The organism is Streptomyces sindenensis (assembly GCF_014649035.1).
GTDB classification, from domain to species: Bacteria; Actinomycetota; Actinomycetes; order Streptomycetales; family Streptomycetaceae; genus Streptomyces; species Streptomyces sindenensis.
This window is the reverse complement of record NZ_BMSG01000017.1, coordinates 74,414-101,293: the sequence shown is the minus strand read 5'-3', so window position 1 is coordinate 101,293 and position 26,880 is coordinate 74,414. Positions and strand designations below refer to the sequence as shown.

At 72.3% G+C, this 26,880-nt stretch carries 22 protein-coding genes and 1 pseudogene; 14 read left to right on the top strand and 9 right to left on the bottom strand.

Annotation, left to right across the window (positions count from 1 at the left end):
* Positions 1-7 precede the first annotated feature (7 nt).
* Positions 8-1,639, bottom strand: a complete 1,632-nt coding sequence (locus tag IE145_RS19610) for an ABC-F family ATP-binding cassette domain-containing protein (RefSeq protein WP_189526626.1) — start codon at positions 1,637-1,639, stop codon at positions 8-10.
* A 218-nt stretch (positions 1,640-1,857) separates the two neighbouring features.
* Positions 1,858-2,274, bottom strand: coding sequence for a spore wall synthesis regulator SsgD (gene ssgD, locus IE145_RS19605; protein ID WP_189526624.1), 417 nt, complete (start codon positions 2,272-2,274; stop codon positions 1,858-1,860).
* Positions 2,275-2,482: 208 nt separating this feature from the next.
* Between ssgD and IE145_RS19600 the strand changes: the two genes are divergently transcribed.
* Positions 2,483-3,601, top strand: coding sequence for a WD40/YVTN/BNR-like repeat-containing protein (locus IE145_RS19600; protein ID WP_373296608.1), 1,119 nt, complete (start codon positions 2,483-2,485; stop codon positions 3,599-3,601).
* Between the two features lie 13 nt (positions 3,602-3,614).
* Here IE145_RS19600 and IE145_RS19595 read toward each other — a convergent pair whose 3' ends face one another.
* Both IE145_RS19595 and IE145_RS19590 read right to left on the bottom strand, forming a co-directional pair.
* Entirely contained in the window at positions 3,615-4,481 is an 867-nt protein-coding gene (locus IE145_RS19595; RefSeq protein WP_189526622.1) for an alpha/beta fold hydrolase, read from the bottom strand.
* 70 nt (positions 4,482-4,551) lie between these two features.
* Positions 4,552-4,848, bottom strand: coding sequence for a YciI family protein (locus IE145_RS19590; RefSeq protein ID WP_189526620.1), 297 nt, complete (start codon positions 4,846-4,848; stop codon positions 4,552-4,554).
* Positions 4,849-4,979: 131 nt separating this feature from the next.
* Between IE145_RS19590 and IE145_RS19585 the strand changes: the two genes are divergently transcribed.
* From IE145_RS19585 to mmpA, 3 genes are all read left to right on the top strand, one after another.
* Entirely contained in the window at positions 4,980-5,672 is a 693-nt protein-coding gene (locus IE145_RS19585) for an endonuclease V (RefSeq protein WP_189526617.1), read from the top strand.
* 60 nt (positions 5,673-5,732) lie between these two features.
* Positions 5,733-6,170, top strand: coding sequence for a glutaredoxin domain-containing protein (locus tag IE145_RS19580; protein WP_189526616.1), 438 nt, complete (start codon positions 5,733-5,735; stop codon positions 6,168-6,170).
* A 90-nt stretch (positions 6,171-6,260) separates the two neighbouring features.
* Positions 6,261-6,404, top strand: coding sequence for a morphogenic membrane protein MmpA (mmpA, locus tag IE145_RS19575; RefSeq protein ID WP_189526613.1), 144 nt, complete (start codon positions 6,261-6,263; stop codon positions 6,402-6,404).
* A 27-nt stretch (positions 6,405-6,431) separates the two neighbouring features.
* On the opposite strand, the gene IE145_RS19570 is transcribed toward mmpA, so the two are convergent.
* Positions 6,432-7,622 carry a saccharopine dehydrogenase family protein gene (locus IE145_RS19570; protein WP_189526611.1) on the bottom strand — a complete coding sequence of 397 codons (1,191 nt, stop codon included), beginning with the start codon at positions 7,620-7,622 and terminating at the stop codon, positions 6,432-6,434.
* 209 nt (positions 7,623-7,831) lie between these two features.
* On the opposite strand from IE145_RS19570, the gene IE145_RS19565 reads away from it, so the two are divergent.
* The 4 genes from IE145_RS19565 to IE145_RS19550 are packed head-to-tail and all read left to right on the top strand — an operon-like array spanning position 7,832 to position 13,600.
* Positions 7,832-8,971, top strand: coding sequence for a CaiB/BaiF CoA transferase family protein (locus tag IE145_RS19565; protein WP_189526609.1), 1,140 nt, complete (start codon positions 7,832-7,834; stop codon positions 8,969-8,971).
* A gap of 8 nt (positions 8,972-8,979) precedes the next feature.
* Positions 8,980-10,122, top strand: coding sequence for an acyl-CoA dehydrogenase family protein (locus IE145_RS19560; RefSeq protein ID WP_189526607.1), 1,143 nt, complete (start codon positions 8,980-8,982; stop codon positions 10,120-10,122).
* Positions 10,123-10,167: 45 nt separating this feature from the next.
* Complete coding sequence (locus IE145_RS19555) at positions 10,168-11,382, top strand: acetyl-CoA C-acetyltransferase (RefSeq protein WP_189526606.1); 1,215 nt, start codon at positions 10,168-10,170, stop codon at positions 11,380-11,382.
* Positions 11,383-11,422: 40 nt separating this feature from the next.
* A complete protein-coding gene (locus IE145_RS19550; protein WP_189526603.1) occupies positions 11,423-13,600 on the top strand; it encodes a 3-hydroxyacyl-CoA dehydrogenase NAD-binding domain-containing protein in 2,178 nt (725 codons plus the stop codon).
* A 24-nt stretch (positions 13,601-13,624) separates the two neighbouring features.
* Here IE145_RS19550 and IE145_RS19545 read toward each other — a convergent pair whose 3' ends face one another.
* Positions 13,625-14,356 carry a MerR family transcriptional regulator gene (locus IE145_RS19545; protein WP_189526601.1) on the bottom strand — a complete coding sequence of 244 codons (732 nt, stop codon included), beginning with the start codon at positions 14,354-14,356 and terminating at the stop codon, positions 13,625-13,627.
* 131 nt (positions 14,357-14,487) lie between these two features.
* On the opposite strand from IE145_RS19545, the gene IE145_RS19540 reads away from it, so the two are divergent.
* Both IE145_RS19540 and IE145_RS19535 read left to right on the top strand, forming a co-directional pair.
* The gene (locus tag IE145_RS19540) at positions 14,488-14,964 is read left to right on the top strand and encodes a macro domain-containing protein (protein ID WP_189526599.1); all 477 of its coding nucleotides are present in this window, start codon (positions 14,488-14,490) and stop codon (positions 14,962-14,964) included.
* Between the two features lie 112 nt (positions 14,965-15,076).
* Positions 15,077-16,018 carry an oxygenase MpaB family protein gene (locus tag IE145_RS19535; protein ID WP_189526597.1) on the top strand — a complete coding sequence of 314 codons (942 nt, stop codon included), beginning with the start codon at positions 15,077-15,079 and terminating at the stop codon, positions 16,016-16,018.
* Positions 16,019-16,172: 154 nt separating this feature from the next.
* Here the strand turns inward: IE145_RS19535 and IE145_RS19530 are convergent.
* Positions 16,173-16,418: pseudogene (locus IE145_RS19530) on the bottom strand (M1 family peptidase); the annotation flags it as partial.
* A gap of 208 nt (positions 16,419-16,626) precedes the next feature.
* Here IE145_RS19530 and IE145_RS19525 point away from each other — a divergent pair.
* Positions 16,627-18,012, top strand: coding sequence for a M14 family metallopeptidase (locus IE145_RS19525; protein ID WP_189526595.1), 1,386 nt, complete (start codon positions 16,627-16,629; stop codon positions 18,010-18,012).
* A gap of 73 nt (positions 18,013-18,085) precedes the next feature.
* Positions 18,086-19,873 (top strand): BCCT family transporter, encoded by a 1,788-nt coding sequence (locus tag IE145_RS19520; RefSeq protein ID WP_189526593.1) that lies wholly within the window; start codon positions 18,086-18,088, stop codon positions 19,871-19,873.
* Between the two features lie 155 nt (positions 19,874-20,028).
* On the opposite strand, the gene IE145_RS19515 is transcribed toward IE145_RS19520, so the two are convergent.
* On the bottom strand, positions 20,029-20,961 hold the full coding sequence (locus IE145_RS19515) for an FAD-dependent oxidoreductase (RefSeq protein ID WP_189526714.1): 933 nt from the start codon (positions 20,959-20,961) through the stop codon (positions 20,029-20,031).
* A gap of 285 nt (positions 20,962-21,246) precedes the next feature.
* On the opposite strand from IE145_RS19515, the gene IE145_RS19510 reads away from it, so the two are divergent.
* Entirely contained in the window at positions 21,247-22,443 is a 1,197-nt protein-coding gene (locus tag IE145_RS19510; RefSeq protein ID WP_189526592.1) for a glycoside hydrolase family 64 protein, read from the top strand.
* Positions 22,444-22,623: 180 nt separating this feature from the next.
* The gene (locus tag IE145_RS19505; RefSeq protein WP_189526590.1) at positions 22,624-24,261 is read left to right on the top strand and encodes an ABC-F family ATP-binding cassette domain-containing protein; all 1,638 of its coding nucleotides are present in this window, start codon (positions 22,624-22,626) and stop codon (positions 24,259-24,261) included.
* 112 nt (positions 24,262-24,373) lie between these two features.
* Here the strand turns inward: IE145_RS19505 and IE145_RS19500 are convergent, their stop codons facing one another.
* Positions 24,374-26,794, bottom strand: coding sequence for a Tex family protein (locus IE145_RS19500; protein WP_189526588.1), 2,421 nt, complete (start codon positions 26,792-26,794; stop codon positions 24,374-24,376).
* Positions 26,795-26,880: the final 86 nt, after the last annotated feature.

The following is a 26,880-nucleotide window of genomic DNA, read 5'->3' as shown; positions in this document are numbered from 1 at the left end:
CACCGCCTCAGCGGCCCCCGCGCACCGCCTCCGCCGTCGTGTCCCGCAGCTCGCCGTCGAGCCGGAGCCAGCGGGTGATCCCGATCGACTCCAGGAACGGCACATCGTGGCTCGCCACGATCAACGCTCCCTCGTACGCCTCCAGCGCCTCGGTCAGCCGCCGTACGCTCGCCAGATCGAGGCTGTTCGTCGGCTCGTCGAGCAGCAGCAGCCGGGGTGCCGGATCGGCCAGCAGCAGCATCGCCAGCGTCGCCCGGAAGCGCTCCCCGCCCGACAGGGTCGAGGCCGGGCGGTCCGCCGCCGCCCCCTTGAACAGGAACCGCGCCAGCCGGGCCCGGACGGCGTTCTCCGTACGGCCGGGGGCCGCCCGCGCCACGTTCCGCGCCACCGACGACTCCTCGTCCAGCACGTCCAGCCGCTGCGGCAGGAACCCCGTCGCGACCAGCGGGGACGCCTCTCCCGACAGGGGTTTCAGCTCGCCCGCGATCGTCCGCAGCAACGCCGTCTTGCCCGCCCCGTTGCGCCCGGTCAGCGCGATCCGCTCGGGGCCCCGCACCATCAACTCACCGTGCAGCGGCGGCCCGTACGGCGGAACCGGGTCGCGCAGCAGCAGCACCTCGCTGCCCGGGTGGACCCGGGTGCCCGGCAGCTCGATCCGGATCTCCTCGTCCTCCCGTACCGCCGACTCCGCCTCGTCCAGGCGCTCCTCGGCCGCCGCCAGCCGCTCGGTGTGCAGGATGCGGTGCTTGCCGGCCGACACCTGGGCCGCGCGCTTGCGCTGCCCCATCACGACCTTGGGCTCCCGCTTGGTGTCCCACATCTTCTGCCCGTACCGCTTGCGGCGGGCCAACGTGACGTGTGCCGCGGACAGTTCGCGTTTCTGCCGCTGTACGTCGGACTCGGCGGCCCGCACCGTGCGCCGCGCCGCCTCCTGCTCGACGGCGAGCGCCTCCTCGTACGCCGACAGGTTCCCGCCGTACCAGGTGACCGAGCCCTCGCGCAGATCCGCGATCCGGTCCACCCGCTCCAGCAGTTCCCGGTCGTGGCTGACCACGAGCAGCGCCCCCGTCCAGGCGTCGACCGCGTCGTACAGCCGCCGACGGGCGTACGCGTCCAGGTTGTTCGTCGGCTCGTCCAGCAGCAGCACCCCGGGCCGGTCCAGCAGCAGCGCGGCCAGCCGCAGCAGGACGCACTCGCCGCCGGACATCTCCCCGACAGTGCGGTCGAGCCCGATGTGACCGAGGCCGAGCCCGTCCAGTGCGGCGAGGGACCTCTCCTCGATGTCCCAGTCGTCGCCGATCACCGCGAAGTGCTCCGGGCGGACATCGCCCGACTCGACGGCGTCGAGTGCAGCTCGCCGCTCGGCGATGCCGAGCACCTCGTCGACCCGCAGCGCGGTCTCCAGGACCACGGACTGAGGAAGATGGCCGACCTCGCCACGGATCCTCACCGTCCCGGAGGCCGGGGCCAGTTCACCGGCGATCAGCCGCAACAGGGTGGATTTGCCGCAGCCGTTGAGCCCGATGAGCCCGGTGCGGCCGGGGCCCACGGCCAGATCGAAGTCGGTGAGGACCTCGCTGCCGTCGGGCCAGGAGAAGGAGAGGGAGGTACAGCTGATATGGGTGTCGGCGGATGACATACGGGACTCCCGTCGTACGTCGGGGAACGGAGCGAGGACGGCTGAAGGAAGCTGAGATCGCACACGGGCGCTCCGGGCCACGACAGGGCGCGGCGGGCGCTGCACGGTGTGCACAGGACCTCAGATCAGCAACGTCCTACTCCGATCGACGACAACAGGAACGTCCTCGAAGGTAGGGCCGGGGCGCGGGCCCGGCAACCGGATTTACGGCCGGGGCGTCAGCACGGGCCGCCGAGCAGATCGGTCAGACCCCGCTCCAGGTCCAGATACCGGTGCTCGTCGCCCAGCGGAACCAGCTCCTGCGCCCGCTGGAGGAAGAGGCGCAGCTCCTCCGTGCGCACATGGACCATCGCGATGCCCTCCGGGGCGTGGAACTCCAGCACGGTCCGCTCGTACCCGAACGGGCGTACGCGGACGTCACCCTGCCCGGCGGGGGAGTCCACCCCGGTGGTCAGCAGCTCGCGGGAGAACTCCCACGACACCTCGGTGCCTTCCAGGGTCGCCGGGGCCGGGAACGCCATGCGTACGGCGAAGGGGTACTGGCGGTCGTAACTGAGCAGGGCGGGCAAGGTCTCCATCCGCGGTGCGGAAGCGACCATGCGAGCCTGCACGGACTGCTCGATAACGCTGGACAAGACCTGCTCCCTATCGCGGCTGGGTGAACGGTTCCCGGCACTGGAGTAGACGACGGAACTCCTCGTTTCGTGCACCGGCGCGCGGCGTGAGCTGCGTCACCGGCCACGTCCGGCTACCGCCCGTATCCCCGCGCACTCCCGCTCTCCTGCCCGCTCGACGGCGACGCACCCTGGACGGGTCTGGGTCCGTGGGCTAGCTTCCAGCGCCATGAAGGCCATGGGGAAGACGAGAAGGCTGATGGCACTGGTGACCGGAGGGGCGGCCCTGGCGGCCGCGCTGGTCGCCCCGGGCGCACACGCGGCGCCGAGCACGGAGGGGAAGGCGGTCCCTCAGGAGGCCGCCGTGGGCGGGCTCCTGCCGGGGTGGAAGCTCACCGACACCGGCACCGACGCCCGCTTCCGGGGGCTCGCCGCGGTGAGCCGCACCACCGCCTGGGTCGCCGGGTCGAAGGGCACGGTCCTGCGTACCTCGGACGGCGGCCTCACCTGGCGTGACGTGTCACCGCAGGGCGCCGCCGAACTGGAACTGCGGGACATCGAGGCGTTCGACGGCCGCCGGGCCGTCGCCCTGGCCATCGGCGAGGGCGAGGCTTCGCGGGTTTTGCGCACCGAGGACGGCGGAGCGACCTGGACCGAGTCCTTTCGCAACACCGATCCCCGGGCGTTCTTCAACTGCCTGACGTTCTTCGACAGCCGGCACGGCCTCGCGGCGGGCGATCCGGTGGACGGGAAGTTCCGGGTCCTGTCCACGGCGGACGGCGGCCGTTCCTGGCGCGTCCTGCCGGATGCCGGGATGCCCGCCGCCCTGCCCGGCGAGGCGGGGTTCGCGGCGAGCGGCCAGTGCCTGGTCAGTTCCGGCGCCAAGGACGTCTGGCTGACCACCGGGGGAGCGGAGACCGCCCGGGTCCTGCACTCCCGGGACCGGGGCCTGACCTGGACGGCGAGCGCGTCGACCCTCCCGGCCGGCGACCCGGCCCGGGGCGTCTTCGCCGCGGCCTTCCGCGACCGGGCCCACGGCATCGCCGTCGGCGGCGACTACCGCTCCGACCAGGCCTCCCCGCAGGCGGCCGCCGTCACCGGGAACGGCGGGCGGAGCTGGCGGCAGTCCGCCACCCCGCCGCCCGCCTACCGTTCCGGCGTCACCTGGCTGCCCCACAGCCGCTCCGCCGCCCTGGCCGTCGGCCCGACGGGCACCGACCTCACCCTGGACGGCGGGCGCACCTGGCGGACGGTCGACTCCGGCTCGTACGACACCGTCGACTGCACCCCCGACCTCGGCTGCTGGGCGGCGGGCGAGAAGGGACGGGTGGCCCGGCTGGGGTTCTGACGCCCGGGCGGCCTCAGGAGGCGTCCAGCACCTCCCGCAGCCGCGCCGCGAACTCGTCCGGCTTGCCCGGATAGCCGGACTCCCCGTCGACGAAACCGGCGTGATGGCTCGGGAAGACGGTCACCCGCTGCCCGAGCAGTTCGGCGGCCGCCTCGGAGGTCCGCCCGGTCTGCACGGTCCGGGACTCCTCGCCCACGGCGATCACCACCCGGGTGGGGGCCGCGGCGATGGCGTCGACGTCCGGGCGGTGGTCGCTGACCGCCCAGGACCGGTCGGACAGCAGCGGGTCGCCCCGGGAGCCGTCGTCCTCGGCGGGCATCCCGAACGCGGCGGGGTCGGGGGCGGGCTGGGCGAAGTACGCGTCGGTGAACTCGCCCTCCCACGAGGTCATGGCCACGAACGCGGCCATTCCGGCGCCCCAGCCCCGCTTCTCGTACGCGTCCCGGACCCCGGCCCGCGCCCGGACGGCCGCCGGGCCGTCCGGGGTGATCGTGATGAGCGGCGGCTCGTGCGCCACGAGCGTGGTCACGTCGCCGGGGTGGCGCGCCACGAGGGCGAGAGCGGTGACCGCCCCGCCGCTGCTGGCGAACATCTCAACAGGCCCGGCACCGAGCTCGGTGATGACGGCGTGCACGTCGTCGGCCAGGACCTCGGGCGTGTAGTGGACCCGCCCGTCGCCGCGGGTGGAGCGGCCGAGCCCCCGGGGGTCGTACGTGATGACGGTCCGGTCAGGGAAGCGTGCCGCCAGCGCGACGAACCCGCTCGCGTCCATGGGATGCCCGATCAGGAACAGCGGCGGGCGGCCGTCGGTGGTGGGCAGCGGCCCCCGGACGTCGTACACGAGGTCGGCGCCGGCTGTGGTCAGTGTGTAGGTCTCCATACCCCTGCAGACCGGCCCCGCCCCCAAAAGTCATCGGTGGCGGCGGCGACCTCCGGGAGCCGTCCGCCCGTTACGGCAACCGCTGCTGGTACGGCGCGAGCGCGGGCGCCGTCTTGGTGGCGATGAACTCGGTGATCCGGTACGCGCACACGCCGTGCGCGGCGAACGGGTCGGCCGCCGCGATCGTCTCGATCGCCGCCCGGTCCTCCCCGACGGCCAGGATCACGCCGCCGTCCCGGGGGTTCTTGCGGCCCGATGCGATGAAGACGCCTGCCGCGTACTGCTCGTCGAGCCAGGCGATGTGCTCCGCCATCAGCGCGTCGACGCGCTCGACCGGTGCCGTGTAGGTCAATTCGAGTACGAACATGATCGTCAGGCTACGGGATCCCGGCCGTCGCGGGGATGGCCTCCATGGCTGCCGCGCTTCCGGCCCGACCTGCGGGTCTCGAAGCCCACCGGCCGACAGCCAGGGGCGTGCCACCGCATAAGCTCCCGGGTATGACGAGCTCACCCGCCCCCGCCCATGAGACCCCCGCCGACGAAGCGGAGGGCCGGGCGATCCAGGACCGGCTGCGCGACCGGGTGATCCTGGACGAGGCGGGGCCGGAGCCCGGAACCGGCCTGGTCACCGGGGTGGACGTGGCCTACGACGACGAGAAGGACGTCGTCGTCGCGGCGGCCGTGGTGCTGGACGCCGCGACGCTGGAGACGGTCGAGGAGGCCACCGCCGTCGGCACGATCGCCTTCCCGTACGTCCCCGGGCTGCTGGCCTTCCGGGAGATCCCGACGGTCCTTGAGGCGCTGGAGGAGCTGAGCGTCGACCCCGGTCTCGTCGTCTGCGACGGCTACGGCCTCGCGCACCCGCGCCGTTTCGGACTCGCCAGCCACCTGGGCGTCCTCACCGGACTGCCGGTGATCGGCGTCGGCAAGAACCCGTTCACGTTCAGCTACGAGGCGCCCGGCCCCCGGCGCGGCGACTCCTCCCCGCTGCTGGACGGCGACGAGGTGGTCGGCCGCGCGTTGCGCACCCGGGAGAACACCAGCCCGGTCTTCGTCTCGGTGGGCCACCGCATCAGCCTCGACAACGCCTGCGCCCACACCCTCCGTCTCGCCGGCCGCTACCGCCAGCCCGAGAGCACCCGCCGGGCGGACGCCCTGTGCCGGCAGACCCTGCGGGAAGCGACCGCCTGAGGAGACCGGGGGACCGCCCGCCCGAAGGAGCGGCACGGGGCGGCGGTAGCGTGCCTCGGTATGAGACGCGTATGGAGGGTGCCGGCCCTGTTCCTGCTCAGTGGCGCGGTCGCCGCGACGGGTTTCGCCCTCGGCGGCGACCCCGTCATGGCGGCCGTACTCCTGGTGCTGTTCACGCTGTTCGCCGTCGTGCACTCGCCCCTGATCTTCCCGGGGCCGGTCCCCGCCGCCGAAGCCCTGCGCCGGGCGGCGGCCGACGGCCGCCCGGTCGTCTACTGGCGGCCGGGCTGCACGTACTGCCTGCGGCTGCGCCTCCGGCTGGGCCGCGACGCCTCCCGGCTGCACTGGGTGGACATCTGGGGCGATCCGGCGGGTGCGGCCGCGGTGCGGGCCGCCACCGGCGGGGACGAGACCGTGCCGACCGTCGTCGTCGCGGACCGGCCGCACATCAACCCGGACCCCGCGTGGGTACGCCGACAGCTGCCGCCCCGCACGTGATCGTCCCGGGCGTGGAACACCGTGGAACAGTCCTGCAACTGAGTACCCGTACGGATGGCATGAATCCGTAGGGCTGGGCAGGCTGAACGCATGAACGCCTCTCGTACAGCTGTCCGTTCCGCGCCCTTCGACCCCGCCCGGCGCCGCATGGCCCTCGGCATGCTCCTCGGCAGCGCCGCCGGTCTCGTCTGGCTGGGGGCGATGCTCTACACGCTGGCCGGCTGGATCTTCTAGGGCCCGCCGGCCCGCCGAGGGCGTCGGCTACCGCACCGCCGCGACCCGGAACCGCAGCCCCGCCGCCGTCAGCCGGTCCAGGAGCGCGTCGCCCATCGCCACCGCCGTGGTGACCTGCCCGGAGGTCTCCGGCAGCTCGTCCAGGGCCAGGCACACCGCCGACTCGGCGAGGATCTTGGCCGTCTCGCCGTACCCCGGGTCGCCGCCCGACACCTCGGTGAAGACGCGTCGCCCGCCGCCCGCGCCGACGAAGCGGACGGTGAACCAGCTCCGCCCGCGGCGCTCCTCGTCCGGCCCCTGCCCCGGCTCGTAGCGGCTCATCAGCCACTCCCGTACGCCTTCCACCTGCGCGGCCGCGACCAGCCCGCCGATCGCCACGGGGGCGCCGAGGGCCATGGGCAGCGTCTTGACCGAGGCGAAGTGGCGGTAGCGGAAGTCGGGGCCGTACCGCTCCAGGGCCCGCGCCGAGCGGCCCACGATCGTCGGGTCGACCGTCGGCAGCGGCAGCGCCCAGGTGCCGGTGGGCCCGCTGAAGTGCGGGGAGCCCGCGGGCGTGCGGACCCGTCGGCCCACCAGACGCGGCTCGTGCAGCCGCCGTTCCCGGGCGGCGGCCAGCATCTGCGGACCCCGGCCCATCGCGGTCAGCGCCGAGGCGAACGTTCCGCCGGAGAAGACCGCGTTGGTGCGGACGAAGCCGTCGACCGTCAGAGGGACGTCCTCGGGCAGCTGCTTGACGGTGAAGTACGCCCCCAGATCGTGCGGTACGGAGTCGAAGCCGCAGGCGTGGACGAGGCGCGCCCCCGTCTCGCGGGCCCGGGCGTCGTGCTCCAGATACATCCGGTCGATGAACTCGGGCTCGCCCGTGAGGTCCGTGCAGTCCGTCCCGGCCTCCGCGCAGGCGGCGACGAGCTTCTCGCCGTAGCGGATGTACGGCCCCACGGTGGTGGCCACCACCCGGGTGGAGGCGGCCAGTTCGGCCAGTGCCTCCGTGTCGTCCGCGTCGGTCTCCAGGAGTTGCAGCTCCGCGCAGGCCGGGGCGATCGCCGTGAGCCGCTCGCGCAGCTTCTCCAGCTTGGTCCGGCTGCGCCCGGCCACCGCCCAGCGCAGACCGGCGGGGGCGTGGGCCGCCAGGTACTCGGCCGTGAGCGTCCCGACGAAGCCCGTGGCACCGAAGAGAACCACGTCCCAGGGGCGTGTCGCGTCGTTCTGCCTGTTCACGAGTACCTCCGGCTGCAAGACGGGTGCCGACGTGGCAGCCAGAGGGTAGCGGAGAGCGCCGTGGCGGCGTGCGGCCGGGCGGGCCCCGTGCGAGAGGATCGGGGGAAAGAGCTAAGCGCTTGCTCGGCCCGAGGGGTTGTGCGGAGCCGGGGACGTTCTTAGCATCACAGGTGTTACATCGGTTGTGTCACACCCCTGGGGGCTCACAGATGGCGAAAGGCCCAACACCCGGGCACGGTCCGCTGGCCGGTGTCCGGGTCGTCGAGCTGGCGGGCATCGGCCCCGGACCGTTCGCCGCGATGCTGCTGGCGGACCTCGGGGCCGACGTCGTCCGCGTCGACCGGCCCGGCGGCGCGGGGCTCGGCATCGATCCCGCGCACGACCTCACCAACCGCAACAAGCGCTCCGTCGTCCTGGACCTCAAGAGCGACGAGGGGCCGGCCCGCGTCCTGGACCTCGTCGAACGCGCCGACATCCTCGTCGAGGGCTACCGCCCCGGCGTCGCCGAACGGCTCGGTGTCGGTCCCGACGCCTGCCTCGCCCGCAACCCGAAGCTCGTCTACGGGCGGATGACCGGCTGGGGGCAGGACGGACCGCTCGCCGACCGCGCGGGCCATGACATCGCCTACATCGCGCTCACCGGCACCCTGTCCATGATCGGCAGCCCGGACGAACCGCCCACCGTCCCCGCCAACCTGGTCGGCGACTACGCGGGCGGCTCGCTCTACCTCGTCGTCGGCGTCCTCGCCGCCCTCCAGCACGCCCGCGCCCACGGCGAGGGACAGGTCGTCGACGCCGCCATCGTGGACGGCGCGGCCCACCTCGCCACGATGATCCACGGCATGCTCGCCGCCGGGAGCTGGCAGGACCGGCGCGGCGCGAACCTCCTCGACGGCGGCTGCCCGTTCTACGGCACCTACGCCACGTCCGACGGCGGCCACATGGCGGTCGGCCCGCTGGAAGGCCGGTTCTACGCGGAGTTCGTCCGGCTCCTCGGTATCGCCGACGCCTTCCCCGACCGGTGGGACCTCGCTCGCTGGGACGAACTGCGCGCCGCCGTCGCCGCACGCTTCCTGACCCGTACGCGCGAGGAGTGGACGGAGGTCTTCGCCGGCACCGACGCCTGCGTGGCCCCCGTCCTCTCGCTCACCGAGGCCCCGCACCACCCCCACCTCGCCGCCCGCTCCACCTTCGTCGAGCACGGCGGCCGGACCCAGCCCGCCCCCGCCCCGCGCTTCTCGGCCACCCCCGTCTCCGTACGCACCGGGCCCGCGCTGCCCGGCGCGGACACGGAGGCCGTGGCGGCCGACTGGGACGTACCGGGGCTCCGGCCCACCCCCCGAGACTAGGAGACCCCGTGCAACGGCAGATCTTCACCGAGGAACACGACGCGTTCCGCGAGACCGTCCGGGCCTTCCTGGCCAAGGAGGTCCTCCCGCACTACGAGCAGTGGGAGCAGGACGGCATCGTCTCCCGGGAGGCCTGGCTCGCCGCCGGGCGGGCGGGACTGCTGGGTCTCGCAGTCCCGGAGGAGTACGGGGGCGGCGGCAGCGACGACTTCCGCTACAGCGCGGTCCTCGCCGAGGAGTTCACCCGGGCCGGGGCCGCCGGACTCGCGATCGGCCTGCACAACGACATCATCGGCCCCTACCTCACCGGCCTGGCCACCGACGAGCAGAAGCGGCGCTGGCTCCCCGGCTTCTGCTCCGGCGAGACCATCACCGCCATCGCCATGACCGAGCCGGGCGCGGGCTCCGACCTCCAGGGCATCCGCACCACCGCCGAGGACCGGGGCGACCACTGGCTGCTCAACGGCTCCAAGACCTTCATCTCCAACGGCATCCTCGCCGACCTCGTCATCGTCGTCGCCAGGACCACCCCCGAGGGCGGGGCCAAGGGGCTCTCCCTCATCGTCGTCGAGCGCGGCGCCGAGGGCTTCGAGCGCGGCCGCAACCTCGACAAGATCGGCCAGAAGTCCCAGGACACCGCCGAGCTGTTCTTCAACGACGTACGCGTCCCCAAGGAGAACCTCCTCGGTGAACCGGACGGCGCGTTCATCCACCTGATGACCAACCTGGCCCAGGAGCGGATGGGCATAGCGGTCGCCGGCATCGCCGCCGCCGAACACCTCCTGGAGATCACCACCCGGTACGTCAAGGAGCGCGAGGCCTTCGGCCGTCCGCTCTCCAAGCTCCAGCACATCCGCTTCGAGATCGCCGAGATGGCCACCGAGTGCGCCGTCACCCGGACTTTCCTCGACCGGTGCATCGTCGACCACTCCGACGGCGTCCTCGACGCCGTCCACGCCTCCATGGCCAAGTGGTGGGCCACCGAACTCCAGAAGCGCGTCGCCGACCGCTGCCTCCAACTCCACGGCGGATACGGCTACATGAGCGAGTACAAGGTCGCCAAGGCATTCACCGACGGCCGTATCCAGACCATCTACGGCGGCACGACCGAGATCATGAAGGAGATCATCGGCCGCTCGCTGCTCGCCTGACGCCCCCTCACCGCGCCGGAACACCACCCTCGAAAGGCAGCTGTCTTGAGTACCGAAGCATTCGTCTACGACGCGATCCGCACCCCCCGCGGCCGCGGCAAGGCCAACGGGGCCCTGCACGGCACCAAGCCGATCGACCTGGTCGTCGGCCTCATCCACGAGATCCAGGGGCGTTTCCCGGACCTCGACCCGGCCGCCATCGACGACATCGTCCTCGGCGTGGTCAGCCCGCTCGGCGACCAGGGCTCCGACATCGCCCGGATCGCCGCCATCGCGGCCGGCCTGCCCGACTCCGTCGCGGGCGTCCAGGAGAACCGCTTCTGCGCCTCGGGCCTGGAAGCGGTCAACCTGGCCGCCGCCAAGGTCCGTTCGGGCTGGGAGGACCTGGTGCTCGCCGGGGGCGTCGAGTCGATGTCCCGGGTGCCGATGGGCTCCGACGGCGGGGCCTGGGCGATGGACCCGATGACCAGCTTCGAGACCGGCTTCGCCCCGCAGGGCATCGGCGCCGACCTCATCGCCACCATCGAGGGCTTCAGCCGCCGCGACGTCGACGAGTACGCCGCCCTCTCCCAGGAACGCGCCGCCGCGGCCTGGAAGGACGGCCGCTTCACCCGCTCCGTCGTCCCCGTCAAGGACCGCAACGGCCTCCTCGTCCTCGACCACGACGAACACATGCGCCCCGGCACGACCGCCGACTCCCTCGCCGCCCTCAAGCCGTCCTTCGCCGCCATCGGCGACATGGGCGGTTTCGACGCGGTGGCGCTCCAGAAGTACCACTGGGTCGAGAAGATCGACCACGTCCACCACGCGGGCAACTCCTCCGGCATCGTCGACGGCGCCGCCCTCGTCGCCATCGGCTCCAAGGAGGTCGGCGAGCGCTACGGTCTCACCCCGCGCGCCCGGATCGTCTCGGCCGCCGTCTCCGGCTCCGAGCCCACCATCATGCTCACCGGCCCCGCCCCCGCCACCCGCAAGGCGCTCGCCAAGGCCGGACTCACCATCGACGACATCGACCTCGTCGAGATCAACGAGGCCTTCGCCGGAGTCGTCCTGCGCTTCGTCAAGGACATGGGCCTCTCCCTGGACAAGGTCAACGTCAACGGCGGCGCCATCGCGCTCGGCCACCCCCTCGGCGCGACCGGAGCGATGATCCTCGGCACCGTCATCGACGAACTGGAGCGCCGCGACCAGCGGTTCGGCCTGGTCACCCTCTGCGTCGGCGGCGGCATGGGCGTCGCGACGATCGTCGAACGCATCTGACTGGTTCCCGGCCCACCTGTTTACGGAAGAAGACACCGACATGACGACCGAGAGCACCACCATCCGCTGGGAACAGGACGAGACCGGCGTCGTCACCCTCGTCCTCGACGACCCCAACCAGTCCGCCAACACGATGAACCAGGCCTTCAAGGACTCCATCGCGGCCGTCGCGGACCGCGCCGAGGCCGAGAAGGACTCCATCCGCGGCATCATCTACACCTCCGCCAAGAAGACCTTCTTCGCGGGCGGCGACCTCAAGGACATGATCAAGGTCGGCCCGGAGAACGCCCAGGCCGCCTTCGACACCGGCACCGAGATCAAGAACTCGCTGCGCCGCATCGAGACCCTCGGTAAGCCCGTCGTCGCCGCCATCAACGGCGCGGCCCTCGGCGGCGGTTACGAGATCGCCCTCGCCTCCCACCACCGCGTCGCCCTCGACGCCCCCGGCTCCCGCATCGGCCTGCCCGAGGTCACCCTCGGCCTGCTCCCGGCGGGCGGCGGCGTCACCCGTACCGTACGCCTCATGGGCATCGCGGACGCCCTGCTCAAGGTGCTCCTCCAGGGCACCCAGTACACCCCGCGGCGGGCGCTGGAGAACGGCCTCGTCCACGAAGTCGCCGCCACCCGCGAGGAGATGATCGACAAGGCCCGCGCCTTCATCGACGCGAACCCCGAGTCCCAGCAGCCCTGGGACGTCAAGGGCTACCGCATCCCCGGCGGCACCCCCTCCAACCCCAAGTTCGCCGCCAACCTCCCCGCATTCCCCGCCAACCTGAAGAAGCAGCTCGCGGGCGCGCCCATGCCCGCGCCCCGCAACATCCTCGCGGCGGCCGTCGAGGGCTCCCAGGTCGACTTCGAGACCGCCCTGACCATCGAGGCCCGGTACTTCACCGAGCTGGTCACCGGCCAGGTATCCAAGAACATGATCCAGGCGTTCTTCTTCGACCTCCAGGCCGTCAACTCCGGTGCCAACCGGCCGGGGGACGTCCCGGAGCGCCCGGTCCGCAAGGTCGCCGTGCTCGGCGCCGGGATGATGGGCGCGGGCATCGCCTACTCCTGCGCCAAGGCCGGGATCGACGTCGTCCTCAAGGACGTCTCCACCGAGGCGGCCGCCAAGGGCAAGGCGTACAGCGAGAAGCTGCTCGCCAAAGCGCTCTCCCGGGGCCGTACGACCGAGGCCGAGCGCGATGAACTGCTGGCCCGGATCACCCCGACCGGCGACGTGGCCGACCTCGCGGGCTGCGACGCGGTGATCGAGGCCGTCTTCGAGGACACCGCGCTCAAGCACAAGGTGTTCCAGGAGATCCAGGACGTCATCGAGCCCGACGCCCTGCTCTGCTCCAACACCTCCACCCTCCCCATCACCGTCCTCGCCGAGGGGGTCTCACGCCCCGTCGACTTCATCGGCCTGCACTTCTTCTCCCCGGTCGACAAGATGCCGCTGGTCGAGATCATCAAGGGCGAGCGGACCGGCGACGAGGCGCTGGCCCGCGCCTTCGACCTCGTACGGCGCATCAAGAAGACGCCGATCGTCGTCAACGACTCGCGCGGCTTCTTCACCTCCCGCGTCATCGGCCAGTTCATCAACGAGGGCGTGGCGATGGTCGGCGAGGGCGTCGAGCCGGCCTCCATCGAGCAGGCCGCCGCCCAGTCCGGCTACCCGGCCAAGGTCCTCTCCCTGATGGACGAGCTGACGCTGACCCTGCCCCGTAAGATCCGCAACGAGAGCAAGCGCGCGGTCGAGGAGGCCGGCGGCACCTGGCCCGGGCACCCCTCCGACGGGGTCATCGACCGCATGGTCGACGAGTTCGGCCGGACGGGGCGCAGCGGGGGAGCGGGCTTCTACGACTACGACGAGGACGGCAAGCGCGCCGGTCTCTGGCCGGGCCTGCGCGAGCACTTCACCACCAAGGCCGACGCGGACGTGCCCTTCGAGGACATGAAGGAGCGGATGCTCTTCTCGGAGGCCCTGGACAGCGTCCGCTGCCTGGAGGAGAACGTCCTCATCTCCGTCGCGGACGCCAACATCGGCTCCATCATGGGCATCGGCTTCCCGCCGTGGACGGGCGGCGTCCTCCAGTACATCAACGGGTACGAGGGCGGCCTGCCCGGCTTCGTGGCCCGCGCCCGGGAGCTGGCGGAGCGCTACGGCGATCGCTTCCTGCCGCCCGCACTGCTGGTGGAGAAGGCGGAGAAGGGCGAGACCTTCCACGACTGAGGCCGCGGGGCGCCGCGTTCACCGTCACTCGGCGGTGAACGCGGCCCGCAACTCCTCCTTCAGGGACCGCTGGAAGGCCGTCACCAGGGCCTGTACGACGATCGGCTGCATGTGGGCCGAAAGCGACTTCATCGCCGCCACATGCTCCGGATCGCCCTCCCGCTCCCGGTACGGATTCCACACCTCGTCCCGGAAGAGCCGGGTCATCTCCTGGGCCGCCGACCGGGTGTGCTCCAGCAGCACGGTCCGGGCCGCGAGGATCGTCTCGTGGGCGATCGGCACGTCCAGCAGTTCCACGCCGAGCCGCAGCAGCCCGAGATCCACCCGGTACGGCCCGCCGTCCTCCTCCGGGCGCACCAGCACCCCCATCGCCGCCAGCCGCTCCACATCCGCGTCCGACAGCCCCCGCCCGGCCCGCCGCTCCAGATCGGGGCGGGAGAAGTCCTCGGTCTTGTCCGGCGCCCAGGACGCGACCAGCGCCCGGTGGATGGCCAGATCATGGACGCTCAGGTCGGGCGGCAGCTGCTCCAGATAGCGTTCGATCGCGGCCAGCGTCATGCCCTGCTGCTGGAGTTCCTCGATCAGCGCGAGCCGCGAGAGATGGTCGGGCCCGTAGTGCCCGACCCGGCGCGGACCGATGACCGGGGGCGGCAGAAGGCCCCGGGTGCTGTAGAACCGCACGGTGCGCACGGTGACGCCGGCCCGGGCCGCCAGCTCGTCCACCGTGAGCGTCGGCTCGTCGGTCCCCGTCGCCATCTCTGCTCCCCGCAGTCGAACCCTGGTATCGGACAGTTCTGCTGTCTCACCACTACTGCGAAAGTCTCCGGCACCATCGCGCTGCCGTCCAGCCCGGGGCCGTTGTCAGTGGCGGCCCGTACGGTGAGGTCATGTCGGAGATCACTTACGTACGGGGGGACGCCACCGCCCCGCAGGGCAAGGGCCTCAAGCTGATCGCCCATGTCTGCAACGACCTCGGCGGCTGGGGCAAGGGCTTCGTGCTCGCCCTCTCCCGCCGCTGGCCCGAGCCCGAGGCCGCCTACCGCCGCTGGCACCGGGAGCGCGCGGGCAACGACTTCGCCCTGGGCGCGGCACAGTTCGTGCAGGTGGGTTCCCGCCTCTGGGTGGCCAACATGGTCGGCCAGCGCGGTATACGCACCGGCAGCAAGGGGGTGCCCGTGCGGTACGAGGCCATCGACACGGCGCTCGGTGCGGTGGCCGCCAGGGCGGGTGAGCTGGGGGCGTCCGTGCACATGCCCCGGATCGGCTGCGGGCTCGCGGGCGGCACGTGGTCCCGGATCGAGCCGCTGATCGAGCGGCGCCTCATAGCCGCCGGCGTGCCGGTGACGGTCTACGACCACGACTGAGCCGGTCACGGGGGACCGGGGCCCGCCATCCCGGCTCTCCCGCCCGGGGGGATCATGGAGGGAAGGGGACGGGCAGCGCACGGCAGGCCCGCCGGGACCGCGGGAGCACCGGATGAGCAGCGCGAAGCATGTGAGGGGCCCCCGGGACGGCGGACCGGAGGCAGCGTCCGCCTCGGACTCCGAGTCACCCGCGTTCAGCCGCGCCGACCCCGAGCCGCCGTCGCCCGGCGGGGTGCTCTGGAACCTGTCCGGCGACATCCGCGCCCTGCTGATGCTGCCCGCCGCGCTCACCCTCCAGGTCGCCCACCCGGCCGTCGGCGCGGGAGTCGACGAGCACTCCGTCTTCCGCACGGACCCCTGGGGGCGCGGCGAACGCTCGCTGCGCTCGCTCCAGCTCTGGGTGTACGGCGGCACGGAGGCGGCCGAGGAGGGCCGCAGGCTGCGCGTGCTGCACCGCACCATTCAGGGCTCCGACACCCGGGGCCGCCGCTACCACGCCCTGACGCCCGCCAACTACGCCTGGGTGCACGCCACCGGCTTCCCCGTCTACCAGCACGCGGCCCGCTATCTGATCCGGCCCATGACCCCGGCCCAGGAGCGCGCCCTGTACGCGGAGTGGCTCCAGGTCGGCCGGATCCTCGGCATCCACGACCGGGACATGCCGCAGACCATCGAGGAGTTCTGGCCGTACTGGAAGAAGATGCTCGCCGAGGAGATCGAGGCGACCCCCGTCGTGCGGGAACTGGTCGACGTCGCGCAGCCGGTCCCCCCGCCGGACCGGGGGCCGTGGCCGCTGCGGGTGGTCCTGCGGGCGCTGTGGCCGGTGCTCCTGCCGCCGCTGGCCCGCTTCCGGCGGTTCGTCACCATCGGGCTCATGCCGCCCGACGCCCGCGCGGCCGTCGGCCTGCCGTGGAGCGCGGAGCAGGAGAGGCGGCTGCGCCGGATGTGCGCGGTCCTGCGGGTCGTCGTCCCCGTCCTGCCGGAGCGGCTGCGCTATCTGCCCCGGGCGCGGGCGGCCCGTGCGGCCCACCGCACGGCTGCGCCCAACGGCTGACCGGGCCCGCGCCCCGGCGTACGGCCGTGCGCGGAGGCCGAGGGGCTCTCGGAGCGGCCGAACTCCCGCCGCTCCGACGGCCCCGATCACTCGGCTCCCGGGTGTACGGTCGTCACCCGTGGTCGTGACCCGGGTGACCCGAGCGATCCCGGCCCGCGTGCTCGGCCGGCCAGCCCTTCAGCAGCGCGAAGAAGGTGTCGTCGCCGACCTCGTTGCGCGGTGCCTGGAGTGCCGGCGCGCCCCGGTCGCAGACGGCGAGGGCGAACTGGTTGTCGGGACCCGGACCGCCCGGCTTCACCTTCCGGAACGGGTCGTCGGCCGGGTGCTGGGCGTACGGGGAGTCCGCCGGCTCCTGCGCGGGGCCCTCGCCCTGCTTCTCCGACCAGAGCCACGGGCTGTACAAGGGTCGCTCCTGGGTCTCCGAGCCCGAAATCGAGGTCGAAGCGGGACAGCTCCTTCCGTCGCCACGGACGGCAGGGTGCGCGAACCTGCGAATGGCAGTGATCGCCCCCTGTTGCACAGGAGTTGACCGGGGTAACGTCCGCACATCGCCGACAGACCGACGGGCGCCACGGCGCCCGCCCCACACGTTCCGGAGGCAGCCGCTGATGACCCTTCGTGTCGCTCGCGCACTCCACGTGCTCAGCCCGCACCCGTGGCTGGCACCGGTCGAGGCGCTCACGCGGCCGGAGCCCGTCGGCGTGCCCCGCGGCGCACGGACGGTGCGCAGGACGGCCGTGGCGGCGACGCTCGCCGCACTCGCCCTGCCGTTCGCCATCGCACCCGCCGAGGCCGCGCACCGCCCGCCGCGCACCGGGTTCGAGACGAGCGAGGGTGCCCGATGGACCGGGGAGGCGGAGGAACGGGACTTCCTGGCCGCGGTGGACCGGGGGAGCGACCGGGTCCTGGTGGACCGCGTCGGCACGACCGGCCAGGGCCGCGCCCTGCGGCTCGTACGCGTCGGCCAGGAGCGTCCCGGCGCCACGACCGTCCTGCTGATCTGCAGTCAGCACGGCGACGAACCCGCCGGGCGCGAGGCCTGTCTGACGACGGTCCGCGACCTGGCGTTCGCCGAGGACCGGGCGACCCGCGCGTTCCTGGCCCGGACGACCCTGCTCGTGCTGCCCACGGCCAACCCCGACGGCCGGGCCGCCGACACCCGGGGCAACGCCGACGGGGCCGACATCAATCGCGACCACATCGCCCTGGAGACCGCCGAGGCGCGGACCATTGCCGCCGTGGTCCGTGACGAACGGCCGGAGGTGATCTACGACTTGCACGAGTACGGCGCGACCCCGCCGTACTACGACAAGGACCTGTTCACCCTGTGGCCGCGGAACCTGAACGTCCACGACGGGGTCCACGACGCCTCGCGCACCCTCTCCGAGCGCTACGTCCGCCCCGCCGCGACGGCGGAGGGCTACACCAGCGGGCACTACGGCATCTGGACCGACCCGGCCACCGGGGAGCCGGTCAAGCAGGTCGCCGGGGACGGCCAGGAACGCATCCTGCGCAACGCCTCCGGCCTCAAGCACGCCGTCGGCCTGCTCATCGAATCCCGGGTCGACGCGCTGAGCGACGCGGAGAAGGCCGACCCGGCGCTCAACCACCGGCGCAGGGTCGACTCCCAGAGGACCGCGCTCGGCGGCCTCCTCGACTTCGCCGACGAGCAGCGCGCCCGGCTCCGGACGGCCACCGCCCTCTCCCGCCTGGCCGGTCTCGTCGACCGGGGGCCCGTCTATCTGGGCGGCGCCGACAACGACCCGGCCGAGCCGTCCGAGGTGCTGGTCGATCCGCCGTGCGGCTACCGGCTGAACACCGCCCAGTACGCGGCGGTGAAGGACGAACTGGCTCTGCACGGGGTCAGGGCCCGGCCGGAGCGAGATGGCGCATTCGTGCCGTTGCGACAGTCGGCCCGGAGCTTGATTCCCCTGCTCCTCGACCAGCGGGCGGCATATCCCCTCACAAACGGTCAAGCCGGAACAGGCTGTTGATCCTTCGAGATCCGGGGCAGGTGTGGTACTGCCTACGGAGAGCGTTTTTCAGACTCGGTGAAAGGTGCCATTTGTGTCCCAGGACGACCAGACAGCGGAGGGGCGGGAGGGGCTGGCGGTCACGGCGGACCTTCCCCCCGAACCGGTCAGTACCAGGACCCCCACCACCGACCGAGTGGTGTTCGGTGTCACGGCGGTCCTCACCCTCGCCTTCGTCGTGTGGGGGGCGACCGCGACCGACTCCCTGGAGAGCGTTTCCAGCACACTGCTCGACGGGCTGATCCACAACGGCGGCTGGGCCTTCATGCTGGCCGCCTCCGGCTTCGTCGTCTTCGCGCTGTGGCTGGCCATCAGCCGGTACGGCAAGATCTGCCTCGGCCAGGAGGGCGAGGAGCCGGAGTTCCGGACCATCTCCTGGGTCGCCATGATGTTCAGCGCCGGTATGGGCATCGGGCTGATGTTCTACGGGGTCAGCGAACCGCTCGCCCACTTCCGTACCCCGCCGCCCGGCACCGACCCCGCGGACGCGGCCGACGCCATGGGAACGGCGATGGCCACGACTCTCTTCCACTGGACGCTGCACCCCTGGGCGATCTACGCGGTGGTCGGCCTCGCCATCGCCTACAGCGCGTACCGGATGCGCAGGCGGCAGACGATCAGCGCGGTCTTCGAGCCGCTGATCGGCAAGCGGCACGCCCGCGGCGGCTTCGGCCGCTTCATCGACATCCTGGCCATCTTCGCCACCCTGTTCGGCTCCGCGGCCTCGCTGGGCCTCGGCGCGCTCCAGATCGGCAGCGGTTTCCAGGAGCTGGACTGGATGGAGAAGACCGGCACCGGCCTGCTGGTCGCCATCATCGCCGTGCTGACCATCTGCTTCGTCGTCTCCGCCGTCTCGGGTGTCGAGAAGGGCATCCAGTGGCTGTCCAACACCAACATGGTGCTGGCCCTGCTGCTCGTGGTGTTCGTCTTCATCGCCGGCCCCACGATCATCGTGCTCGACCTGATGCCCACCTCCCTGGGCGCCTACCTCAGCGACCTCGGGCAGCTCGTCGGCCGCACCGAGGCGTCCAGTGGCGAGGGCGTCGCCGACTGGCTCGGCAGCTGGACGGTCTTCTACTGGGCCTGGTGGATCTCCTGGACGCCCTTCGTCGGCATGTTCATCGCCCGCATCAGCCGCGGCCGTACGATCCGCCAGTTCGTCGGCGGCGTCATCCTGGTGCCCAGCACCGTCAGCCTGATCTGGTTCGCCGTCTTCGGCGGCTCGGCCATGAAGCTGGACGAGGCCGGCAAGCTCCAGGGTGCCGACACCCCGGAGGCTCAACTGTTCGGCGTCCTCCAGGAGTTCCCGATCGCCACGGTCACCAGCATCCTCGTGATGATCCTGGTCGGCATCTTCTTCGTCTCCGGAGCCGACGCCGCCTCGATCGTCATGGGCACGCTCTCGCAGAAGGGCGTCCTTGAGCCGGGCAGGTGGGTCGTCGTCTTCTGGGGTGTCGTGACCGGGGCCGTGGCCGCGATCATGCTGCTCATCGGGGAGGGCAAGGAGAACGCCCTCCAAGGGCTCCAGAACCTCACCATCCTGGTGGCCGCGCCCTTCACGATTGTGATGATCGGCATGTGCGTGGCCCTGATGCGGGACCTGCGCAGGGACCCGCAGATCGTCCGCCAGGAGTTCGGCGTGGAAGCGGTCGAGTCCGCGGTGATCGAGGGGCACGCCAAGTACGACGGCGACTTCGAGATCCGGATCGGCCCCGGGACCACGTCGGTCACGGACGAGCGCCACAAGCACGAGTCGGGCGGCTCGGGTTCGACGGCCACGCAGGTCTCCACGGAGAAGCGCCCCGCGGACCCCACGGAGTAGCGACCGTCCGGCTGACGGCTGACGGCTGACGGCTGACCGCCGGCCGCCGACCGCGCGGCCGCCAGCCGCCCGGTGCTGAGCAGCGCGGCCGCACAAACGCCCCGGAGCCCGCGACCGAACCCGGTCGCGGGCTCCGGGGCGTGTCCCTTCTCCCGTCATCCCACCAGCGCCGCCGCCGCGCGTGCGCAGCCCCAGGCCACCGTCACGCCCGCGCCACCGTGCCCGTAGTTGTGCACCAGCAGGCCGCCGCCCGGCAGGGACTCCGGCTCGATCCGCACTCCCGCCTCCCGCGCCGGGCGCAGCCCCACCCGGTGGTCGAGCACCCGGGCGCCGGCGATCTCCGGCCGGATCCGCGCGCACCGCGCCACGATCTCCCGGGCCGTGTCCGGATCGGGCTCCGTGCGCGGATCGTCCGCCTCCGCCGTACCGCCCAGCACCAGCCGTCCCGGCTGCGGGAAGAAGTACGTCGTCGCGGCCGACGCCGGATCCGCCTCCGTGTACCACTCCTCGATCCCCGGGTTCTCCACCGCCACCAGCTGCCCCCGCACCGGCCGCACTCTCGCGTCGGGCACCAGCTCACGCGCCCCGAGCCCCGTGCAGTTCACCACCACCGGGCTCACCGCCGCCGCCTCGGCGAACCCCGCCACCGCCCGGCGCTCCACCGCACCGCCCGCCGCCACGAGCCGTCGCTCCAGCCACTCCAGATGCACGGGCATGTCCAGCAGCGGCAACGTGACCCGCAGTCCCTCGGGCACCTCCACGGCGTCCTTCAGCCCGGCCGCCCACGCGCCCAGTGCCGCGAACCGCTCCCCGCCGTGCAGCCCCGCCACCCGCCGTACGCCGGTCTCCTCCGAGGCGCCGGCCAGCTCCTCGTACACCGCCAGCGTCTCCAGCGACCAGTCGCCCACCCGCGCGGCCGGTTCGATCCGGTAGGGCCACCACAGGGCCCCGGCCACCGCCGACGTGGTGGCCCCGGCCGGATCGCGTGACCAGACCCGCACCCGCAGTCCGCGCTCCGCCAGCGTCACGGCGGTGGTGAGCCCGACGACCCCGCCGCCCACCACGATCACATCCGCCACCACGGCCACTCCCATCCCTCGGTCTCAACCCTCGCCCGCCGCTGCCCGGACGCTAACCGAAACCGGAATCCCGCGGCCAGAGCAACCGGAATCCCGGACCGGAGGGCGGGACGCAGACCGCGCGGCGGGGCGCGGGGCCCCGCAGGTTCACCGGTCGGGTTCAACAAGTCGAGACGGGCTCGTTGACAGCAGTCATCCCCGGCAGGATTCTGAGAGCGCTCTCATGCTCAGGTGAAGTGCCGTGATGTCCCCCCGCGTTCCGCCCACGCATCCGCCCGAATGAGGAGAACGAGCATGCCCGCTGCAAGGAGAAGCCTCGGCGCGCTGACCGCCACGCTGGCCCTCGCCCTCGGTCTGACCACCGGCATCGGCCAGCCGCCGGCCGAGGCGGCTGTCCCCGCCACCATCCCGCTGACCATCAAGAACGACTCGGGACGCGCCGACCGGATCTACGTCTACAACCTCGGAACGGAGCTCTCCACCGGCCGCCAGGGCTGGGCGGACGCGAACGGGACCTTCCACCCCTGGCCGGCCGGCGGCAACCCGCCCACCCCGGCCCCGGACGCGTCGATCGCCGGTCCGCGGAACGGGCAGTCGGTGACGATCCGGATGCCGAAGTTCTCCGGACGCGTCTACTTCTCGTACGGTCAGAAGCTCGTCTTCAAGGTCACCACCGGCGGTCTGGTCCAGCCCGCCGTCCAGAACCCGAGCGACCCGAACCGGAACATCCTCTTCAACTGGACCGAGTACACGCTCAACGACGCGGGCCTGTGGATCAACAGCACCCAGGTCGACATGTTCTCCGCCCCCTACTCCGTCGGCGTCAAGGCTCCGGGCGGGTCCGTCAAGAGCACCGGCAAGCTCAAGCAGGGCGGCTACAACGCGGTGCTCAACAACCTCAGGAACCAGTCCGGCGGCTGGTCCGGCCTCATCCAGACCCGGCCCGACGGAACGGTGCTGCGCGCCCTGTCCCCGGGGCACGGCGTAGGGAGCGGCGCCCTGCCGTCCGGGATCATGAACGACTACATCGACCGGGTGTGGAGCCGCTACAGCGGCTCCGTACTGACGGTGACGCCGTTCGCGCACGAGCCGAACACCAAGTACTACGGCCGGGTCTCCGGCAACGTCATGAACTTCACCAACGGCGCGGGTGCCGTCGTGACCTCGTTCCAGAAGCCGGACTCGGACAGCGTCTTCGGCTGCTACAAGCACCTGGACGCGCCCAATGACCAGGTGCGCGGCCCGATCTCCCGCACCCTGTGCGCGGGCTTCAACCGCTCCACGCTGCTGACCAGCGCGAACCAGCCCGACAACAACGCGGCGAACTTCTACAAGGACTCCGTGACCAACCACTACTCACGCCTCATCCACGCGCAGATGGTGGACGGCAAGGCGTACGGCTTCGCCTTCGACGACGTGGGCGCCCATGAGTCGCTCGTCCACGACGGCGACCCGCAGGAGGCGCTGATCACGCTCGACGGCTTCAGCTGACCGTCCCGCTCCCGGGCCCGGTGGGACGCACCCCGCCGGGCCCCGCTCCCGGGCCCCGGGCCCCGGCGTTCGGGCGCCTGGCCTCCCGCCGGGCGGTCGGGCGGGGCCGCCGTGGGCATCGGCCACCGTGGCAGCGCCCGGCCGGGGCATCGCGCACCGGCGGCTAGGATCGGCCCCCTGATGACTGCCACTCTCGTCGCCAAGGACCTCGCCGCCGGACACGGCGACCGCACGCTCTTCGCCGGGCTCGACCTCGTCGTCGCCCCCGGTGACGTGATCGGTCTCGTCGGAGTCAACGGGGCGGGCAAATCCTCCCTGCTCCGCCTGCTCGCCGGGCTCGACCGCCCGGAGGAGGGCGAGCTGCGGCTCTCCCCGCCCACCGCCACCGTCGGCCATCTCCCGCAGGAGCCCGAGCGCCGCGACGGCGAGACCGTGGCCGCCTTCCTGGCCCGCCGCACCGGCGTCGCCGACGCCCAGCGCACCATGGACGAGGCGACGGAGGCCCTGGTCGCCGGAGTCCCGGGCGCGGACGACGCGTACTCCGACGCCCTGGAGCGCTGGCTCGCCCTCGGCGGCGCGGACCTGGAGGAGCGGGCCGAGCAGGTCGCCGCCGAGCTGGGCCTGACCGTGGGGCTCGACCGGCCCATGACCGCGCTCTCCGGCGGACAGGCGGCCCGCGCCGGACTCGCCTCGCTCCTCCTCTCCCGCTACGACGTCTTCCTGCTCGACGAGCCCACCAACGACCTCGACCTGGACGGCCTGGAGCGGCTGGAGCGTTTCGTGTCCGGCCTGCGCGCGGGCACCGTCGTCATCAGCCACGACCGCGAGTTCCTGATGCGTACGGTCACCAAGGTGTTGGAGCTGGACCTCGCCCAGCAGCAGATCAACCTGTACGGCGGGGGCTACGCGGCCTATCTGGAGGAGCGCGAGACCGCCCGCCGGCACGCTCGCGAGGACTACGAGGAGTACGCCGACAAGAAGGCATCCCTCGAAGCCCGCGGCCATATGCAGCGTTCCTGGATGGACAAGGGCGTCAAGAACGCCCGCCGCAAGGCCACCGACGGCGACAAGCTCGGCCGCAACGCCCGCAGCGAGGCCAGTGAGAAGCAGGCCGCCAAGGCCCGCCAGACCCAGCGCATGATCGAACGCCTCGATGTCGTGGAGGAGCCCCGCAAGGAGTGGGAGCTGCGGATGGAGATCGCCTCCGCCCCTCGCTCCGGATCCGTCGTCGCCACCCTGCGCGAAGCACGCGTCGCGCGCGGCGACTTCACCTTCGGCCCCGCCTCGCTCCAGATCGACTGGGCGGACCGGGTCGCCATCACCGGGGCCAACGGCGCGGGCAAGTCCACGCTGCTGGCCGCCCTGCTGGAGCGGCTGCCGCTGGACTCCGGCCACGCCGTGCTCGGTTCGGGCGTCGTCGTCGGTGAAGTGGACCAGGCTCGCAAGCTGTTCCTCGGGGCGCAGTCGCTGCTGGACGCGTTCTGCGCGGCCGTGCCGGACACCGAGCCGGCCGAAGTCCGTACCCTGCTCGCCAAGTTCGGGCTGCGCGCCGACCACGTGACGCGCCCGGCCACCAGTCTCTCCCCGGGCGAGCGCACCCGCGCGGCCCTCGCCCTGCTCCAGGGCCGGGGGGTGAACCTCCTGGTGCTCGACGAGCCGACGAACCACCTCGACCTGCCCGCCATCGAGCAGCTGGAGGCGGCCCTGGAGACGTACACGGGCACCCTGCTGCTGGTCACGCACGACCGCCGGATGCTGGAGGCGGTCCGCACGACCCGCCGCATCGAAGTGGCGGACGGGCAGATCAAGGAAGTCTGAGCGCGGTTGCGGGGGTTGAACGCGGCCCGCGCTCAACCCCCGTAACCCGCGAGGGAGTGAGGAGGGAGGCCGGGCCGCACCCGGCGGCCCGGCCTCCCCGGGGAAAACCGGCTCAGCGCCCCCGGCCGCCGCCGCCCTGCTTCGGATCGGCCAGCCCGGCCCGCCGCAGCGCGTCCGCCATGGCGCTGTTCGCCGGAGCCGGAGCGCCCTGGCCGCCCCGCTGCGACCCGCCGCCACCGCGCCGGTCCCGGCCGCCCTGACGGCCCTGGCCGCCACCGGAGCCCTGCCCCTGGCGCTGCTTCGGGGGACGGCCGCCCCGCTCGCCGCGGCCCTGCTGCCCGCCGCCCGCGCCGGGCTCGTCGTCGAGGCGCAGCGTCAGCGAGATCCGCTTGCGCTCCACGTCGACGTCCATGACCTTGACCTTCACGATGTCCCCGGGCTTCACCACGTCGCGCGGGTCCTTCACGAACGTCTTCGACAGCGCCGAGACGTGCACCAGACCGTCCTGGTGGACACCGATGTCGACGAACGCGCCGAACGCGGCCACGTTCGTCACGACGCCCTCCAGCACCATGCCCGGCTCCAGGTCGCCGAGCTTCTCGACGCCCTCCTTGAAGGTCGCCGTACGGAAAGCGGGCCGCGGGTCGCGCCCCGGCTTCTCCAGCTCCTTGAGGATGTCCGTCACGGTCGGCAGCCCGAACATGTCGTCCACGAAGTCCGCCGCGCGCAGCGCCCGCAGGGCGTCCGTGTTGCCGATCAGCGAGGCGACCTCGCCGCCGGCCGTCTTCCCCATCCGCCGCACCACGGGGTACGCCTCCGGGTGCACGCTGGAGCCGTCCAACGGGTCGTCGCCGCCCCGGATCCGCAGGAAGCCCGCGCACTGCTCGTACGCCTTCGGGCCGAGCCGCGCCACGTCCTTGAGCGCCTTGCGGGAACGGAAGGGGCCGTTGGCGTCCCGGTGCGCCACGATGTTCTCGGCGAGCCCCGAGCTGATCCCGGAGACTCGTGAAAGCAGGGGAGCGGAGGCGGTGTTGACGTCCACGCCGACGCCGTTCACGCAGTCCTCGACGACCGCGTCCAGGGACCGCGAGAGCTTCACCTCGGAGAGGTCGTGCTGGTACTGGCCGACACCGATCGACTTCGGGTCGATCTTCACCAGCTCGGCCAGCGGGTCCTGGAGCCGCCGCGCGATGGACACCGCGCCGCGCAGCGACACGTCCATGTCGGGCAGTTCCTGCGAGGCGAAGGCGGAGGCGGAGTACACCGAGGCGCCCGCCTCCGAGACCATCACCTTGGTGAGCTTCAACTCCGGGTGCTTGTCGATCAGTTCACCCGCGAGCTTGTCCGTCTCGCGGGACGCGGTGCCATTGCCGATCGCGATCAGGTCGACCGCGTGCTCCTTCGCGAGACGCGCGAGCTTCGCCAGCGCCTGGTCCCACTTGTTGGCGGGGACGTGCGGGTGGATCACATCGGTGGCCACCACCTTGCCGGTGGCGTCGACGACCGCGACCTTCACCCCCGTACGGAAGCCGGGGTCCAGGCCCAGCGTGGCCCGCGTCCCGGCCGGGGCGGCCAGCAGCAGATCACGCAGGTTCGAGGCGAAGACCCGGACCGCTTCGTCCTCCGCCGCCGTACGCAGCCTCAGCCGCAGGTCGATGCCCAGGTGCACCTGGATCCGGGTCCGCCAGGCCCACCGGACGGTGTCCGCCAGCCACTTGTCGCCCGGCCGGCCCCGGTCGGCGATGTCGAAGCGGCGGGCGATCATGTTCTCGTACGCGGACGGGCCCGGCCGTTCGGCGGCCTCCGGTTCCTCCGGCTCCAGAACCAGATCGAGCACGTTCTCCTTCTCGCCGCGCAGCATCGCGAGCACCCGGTGCGAGGGCAGGGCGGTGAACGGCTCCGCGAAGTCGAAGTAGTCGGCGAACTTCGCGCCCGCCTCCTCCTGGCCCTGACGCACCTTGGCCGCCAGCCGGCCGCGCGTCCACATCCGCTCACGCAGCTCGCCGGTCAGGTCGGCGTCCTCGGAGAACCGTTCGGTGAGGATCGCGCGTGCGCCCTCCAGGGCGGCAGCCGCGTCCGCCACACCCTTGTCGCCGTCCACGAACGCGGCGGCAGCGGCGAGCGGATCGACCGACGGGTCCCCGAGCAGGCCGTCCGCCAGCGGTTCGAGCCCCGCCTCCCGGGCGATCTGCGCCTTGGTGCGCCGCTTGGGCTTGAACGGCAGGTAGATGTCCTCCAGGCGCGCCTTGGTCTCGGCTGCCCGGATGCTCGCCTCCAACGCCGCGTCGAGCTTGCCCTGTTCGCGGACGGAATCGAGGATCGCCGTACGCCGCTCCTCCAGCTCCCGCAGATAGCGCAGGCGCTCCTCCAGCGTGCGCAGTTGCGCATCGTCGAGGGATTCGGTCGCCTCCTTGCGGTAGCGCGCGATGAACGGCACGGTCGATCCGCTGTCGAGCAGCTCGACGGCCGCCCTGACCTGTCGCTCACGTACGCCGAGCTCCTCGGCGATCCTGCCTTCGATGGACGTCGTCACGGTTTTCCCGACTCGCCTTCTCGTACTGGCTGTGCTGGCCGTGCTCGGGTCGCGATGAGCACGTATCTGCTTGCCGGGGGCATCCC

What these genes read in the sequence shown, in the direction of transcription:
- IE145_RS19535 (WP_189526597.1), top strand. Translation starts at nt 15,077, where the DNA reads ATGAGCAGCGCGAAGCATGTGAGGGGCCCCCGGGACGGCGGACCGGAG.
- IE145_RS19510 (WP_189526592.1), top strand. Translation starts at nt 21,247, where the DNA reads ATGCCCGCTGCAAGGAGAAGCCTCGGCGCGCTGACCGCCACGCTGGCC.
- IE145_RS19525 (WP_189526595.1), top strand. Translation starts at nt 16,627, where the DNA reads ATGACCCTTCGTGTCGCTCGCGCACTCCACGTGCTCAGCCCGCACCCG.
- mmpA (WP_189526613.1), top strand. Translation starts at nt 6,261, where the DNA reads ATGAACGCCTCTCGTACAGCTGTCCGTTCCGCGCCCTTCGACCCCGCC.
- IE145_RS19600 (WP_373296608.1), top strand. Translation starts at nt 2,483, where the DNA reads ATGAAGGCCATGGGGAAGACGAGAAGGCTGATGGCACTGGTGACCGGA.
- IE145_RS19550 (WP_189526603.1), top strand. Translation starts at nt 11,423, where the DNA reads ATGACGACCGAGAGCACCACCATCCGCTGGGAACAGGACGAGACCGGC.
- IE145_RS19565 (WP_189526609.1), top strand. Translation starts at nt 7,832, where the DNA reads ATGGCGAAAGGCCCAACACCCGGGCACGGTCCGCTGGCCGGTGTCCGG.
- IE145_RS19590 (WP_189526620.1), bottom strand. Translation starts at nt 4,848, where the DNA reads ATGTTCGTACTCGAATTGACCTACACGGCACCGGTCGAGCGCGTCGAC.
- IE145_RS19610 (WP_189526626.1), bottom strand. Translation starts at nt 1,639, where the DNA reads ATGTCATCCGCCGACACCCATATCAGCTGTACCTCCCTCTCCTTCTCC.
- IE145_RS19595 (WP_189526622.1), bottom strand. Translation starts at nt 4,481, where the DNA reads ATGGAGACCTACACACTGACCACAGCCGGCGCCGACCTCGTGTACGAC.
- IE145_RS19540 (WP_189526599.1), top strand. Translation starts at nt 14,488, where the DNA reads ATGTCGGAGATCACTTACGTACGGGGGGACGCCACCGCCCCGCAGGGC.
- IE145_RS19505 (WP_189526590.1), top strand. Translation starts at nt 22,624, where the DNA reads ATGACTGCCACTCTCGTCGCCAAGGACCTCGCCGCCGGACACGGCGAC.
- IE145_RS19580 (WP_189526616.1), top strand. Translation starts at nt 5,733, where the DNA reads ATGAGACGCGTATGGAGGGTGCCGGCCCTGTTCCTGCTCAGTGGCGCG.
- IE145_RS19585 (WP_189526617.1), top strand. Translation starts at nt 4,980, where the DNA reads ATGACGAGCTCACCCGCCCCCGCCCATGAGACCCCCGCCGACGAAGCG.
- IE145_RS19545 (WP_189526601.1), bottom strand. Translation starts at nt 14,356, where the DNA reads ATGGCGACGGGGACCGACGAGCCGACGCTCACGGTGGACGAGCTGGCG.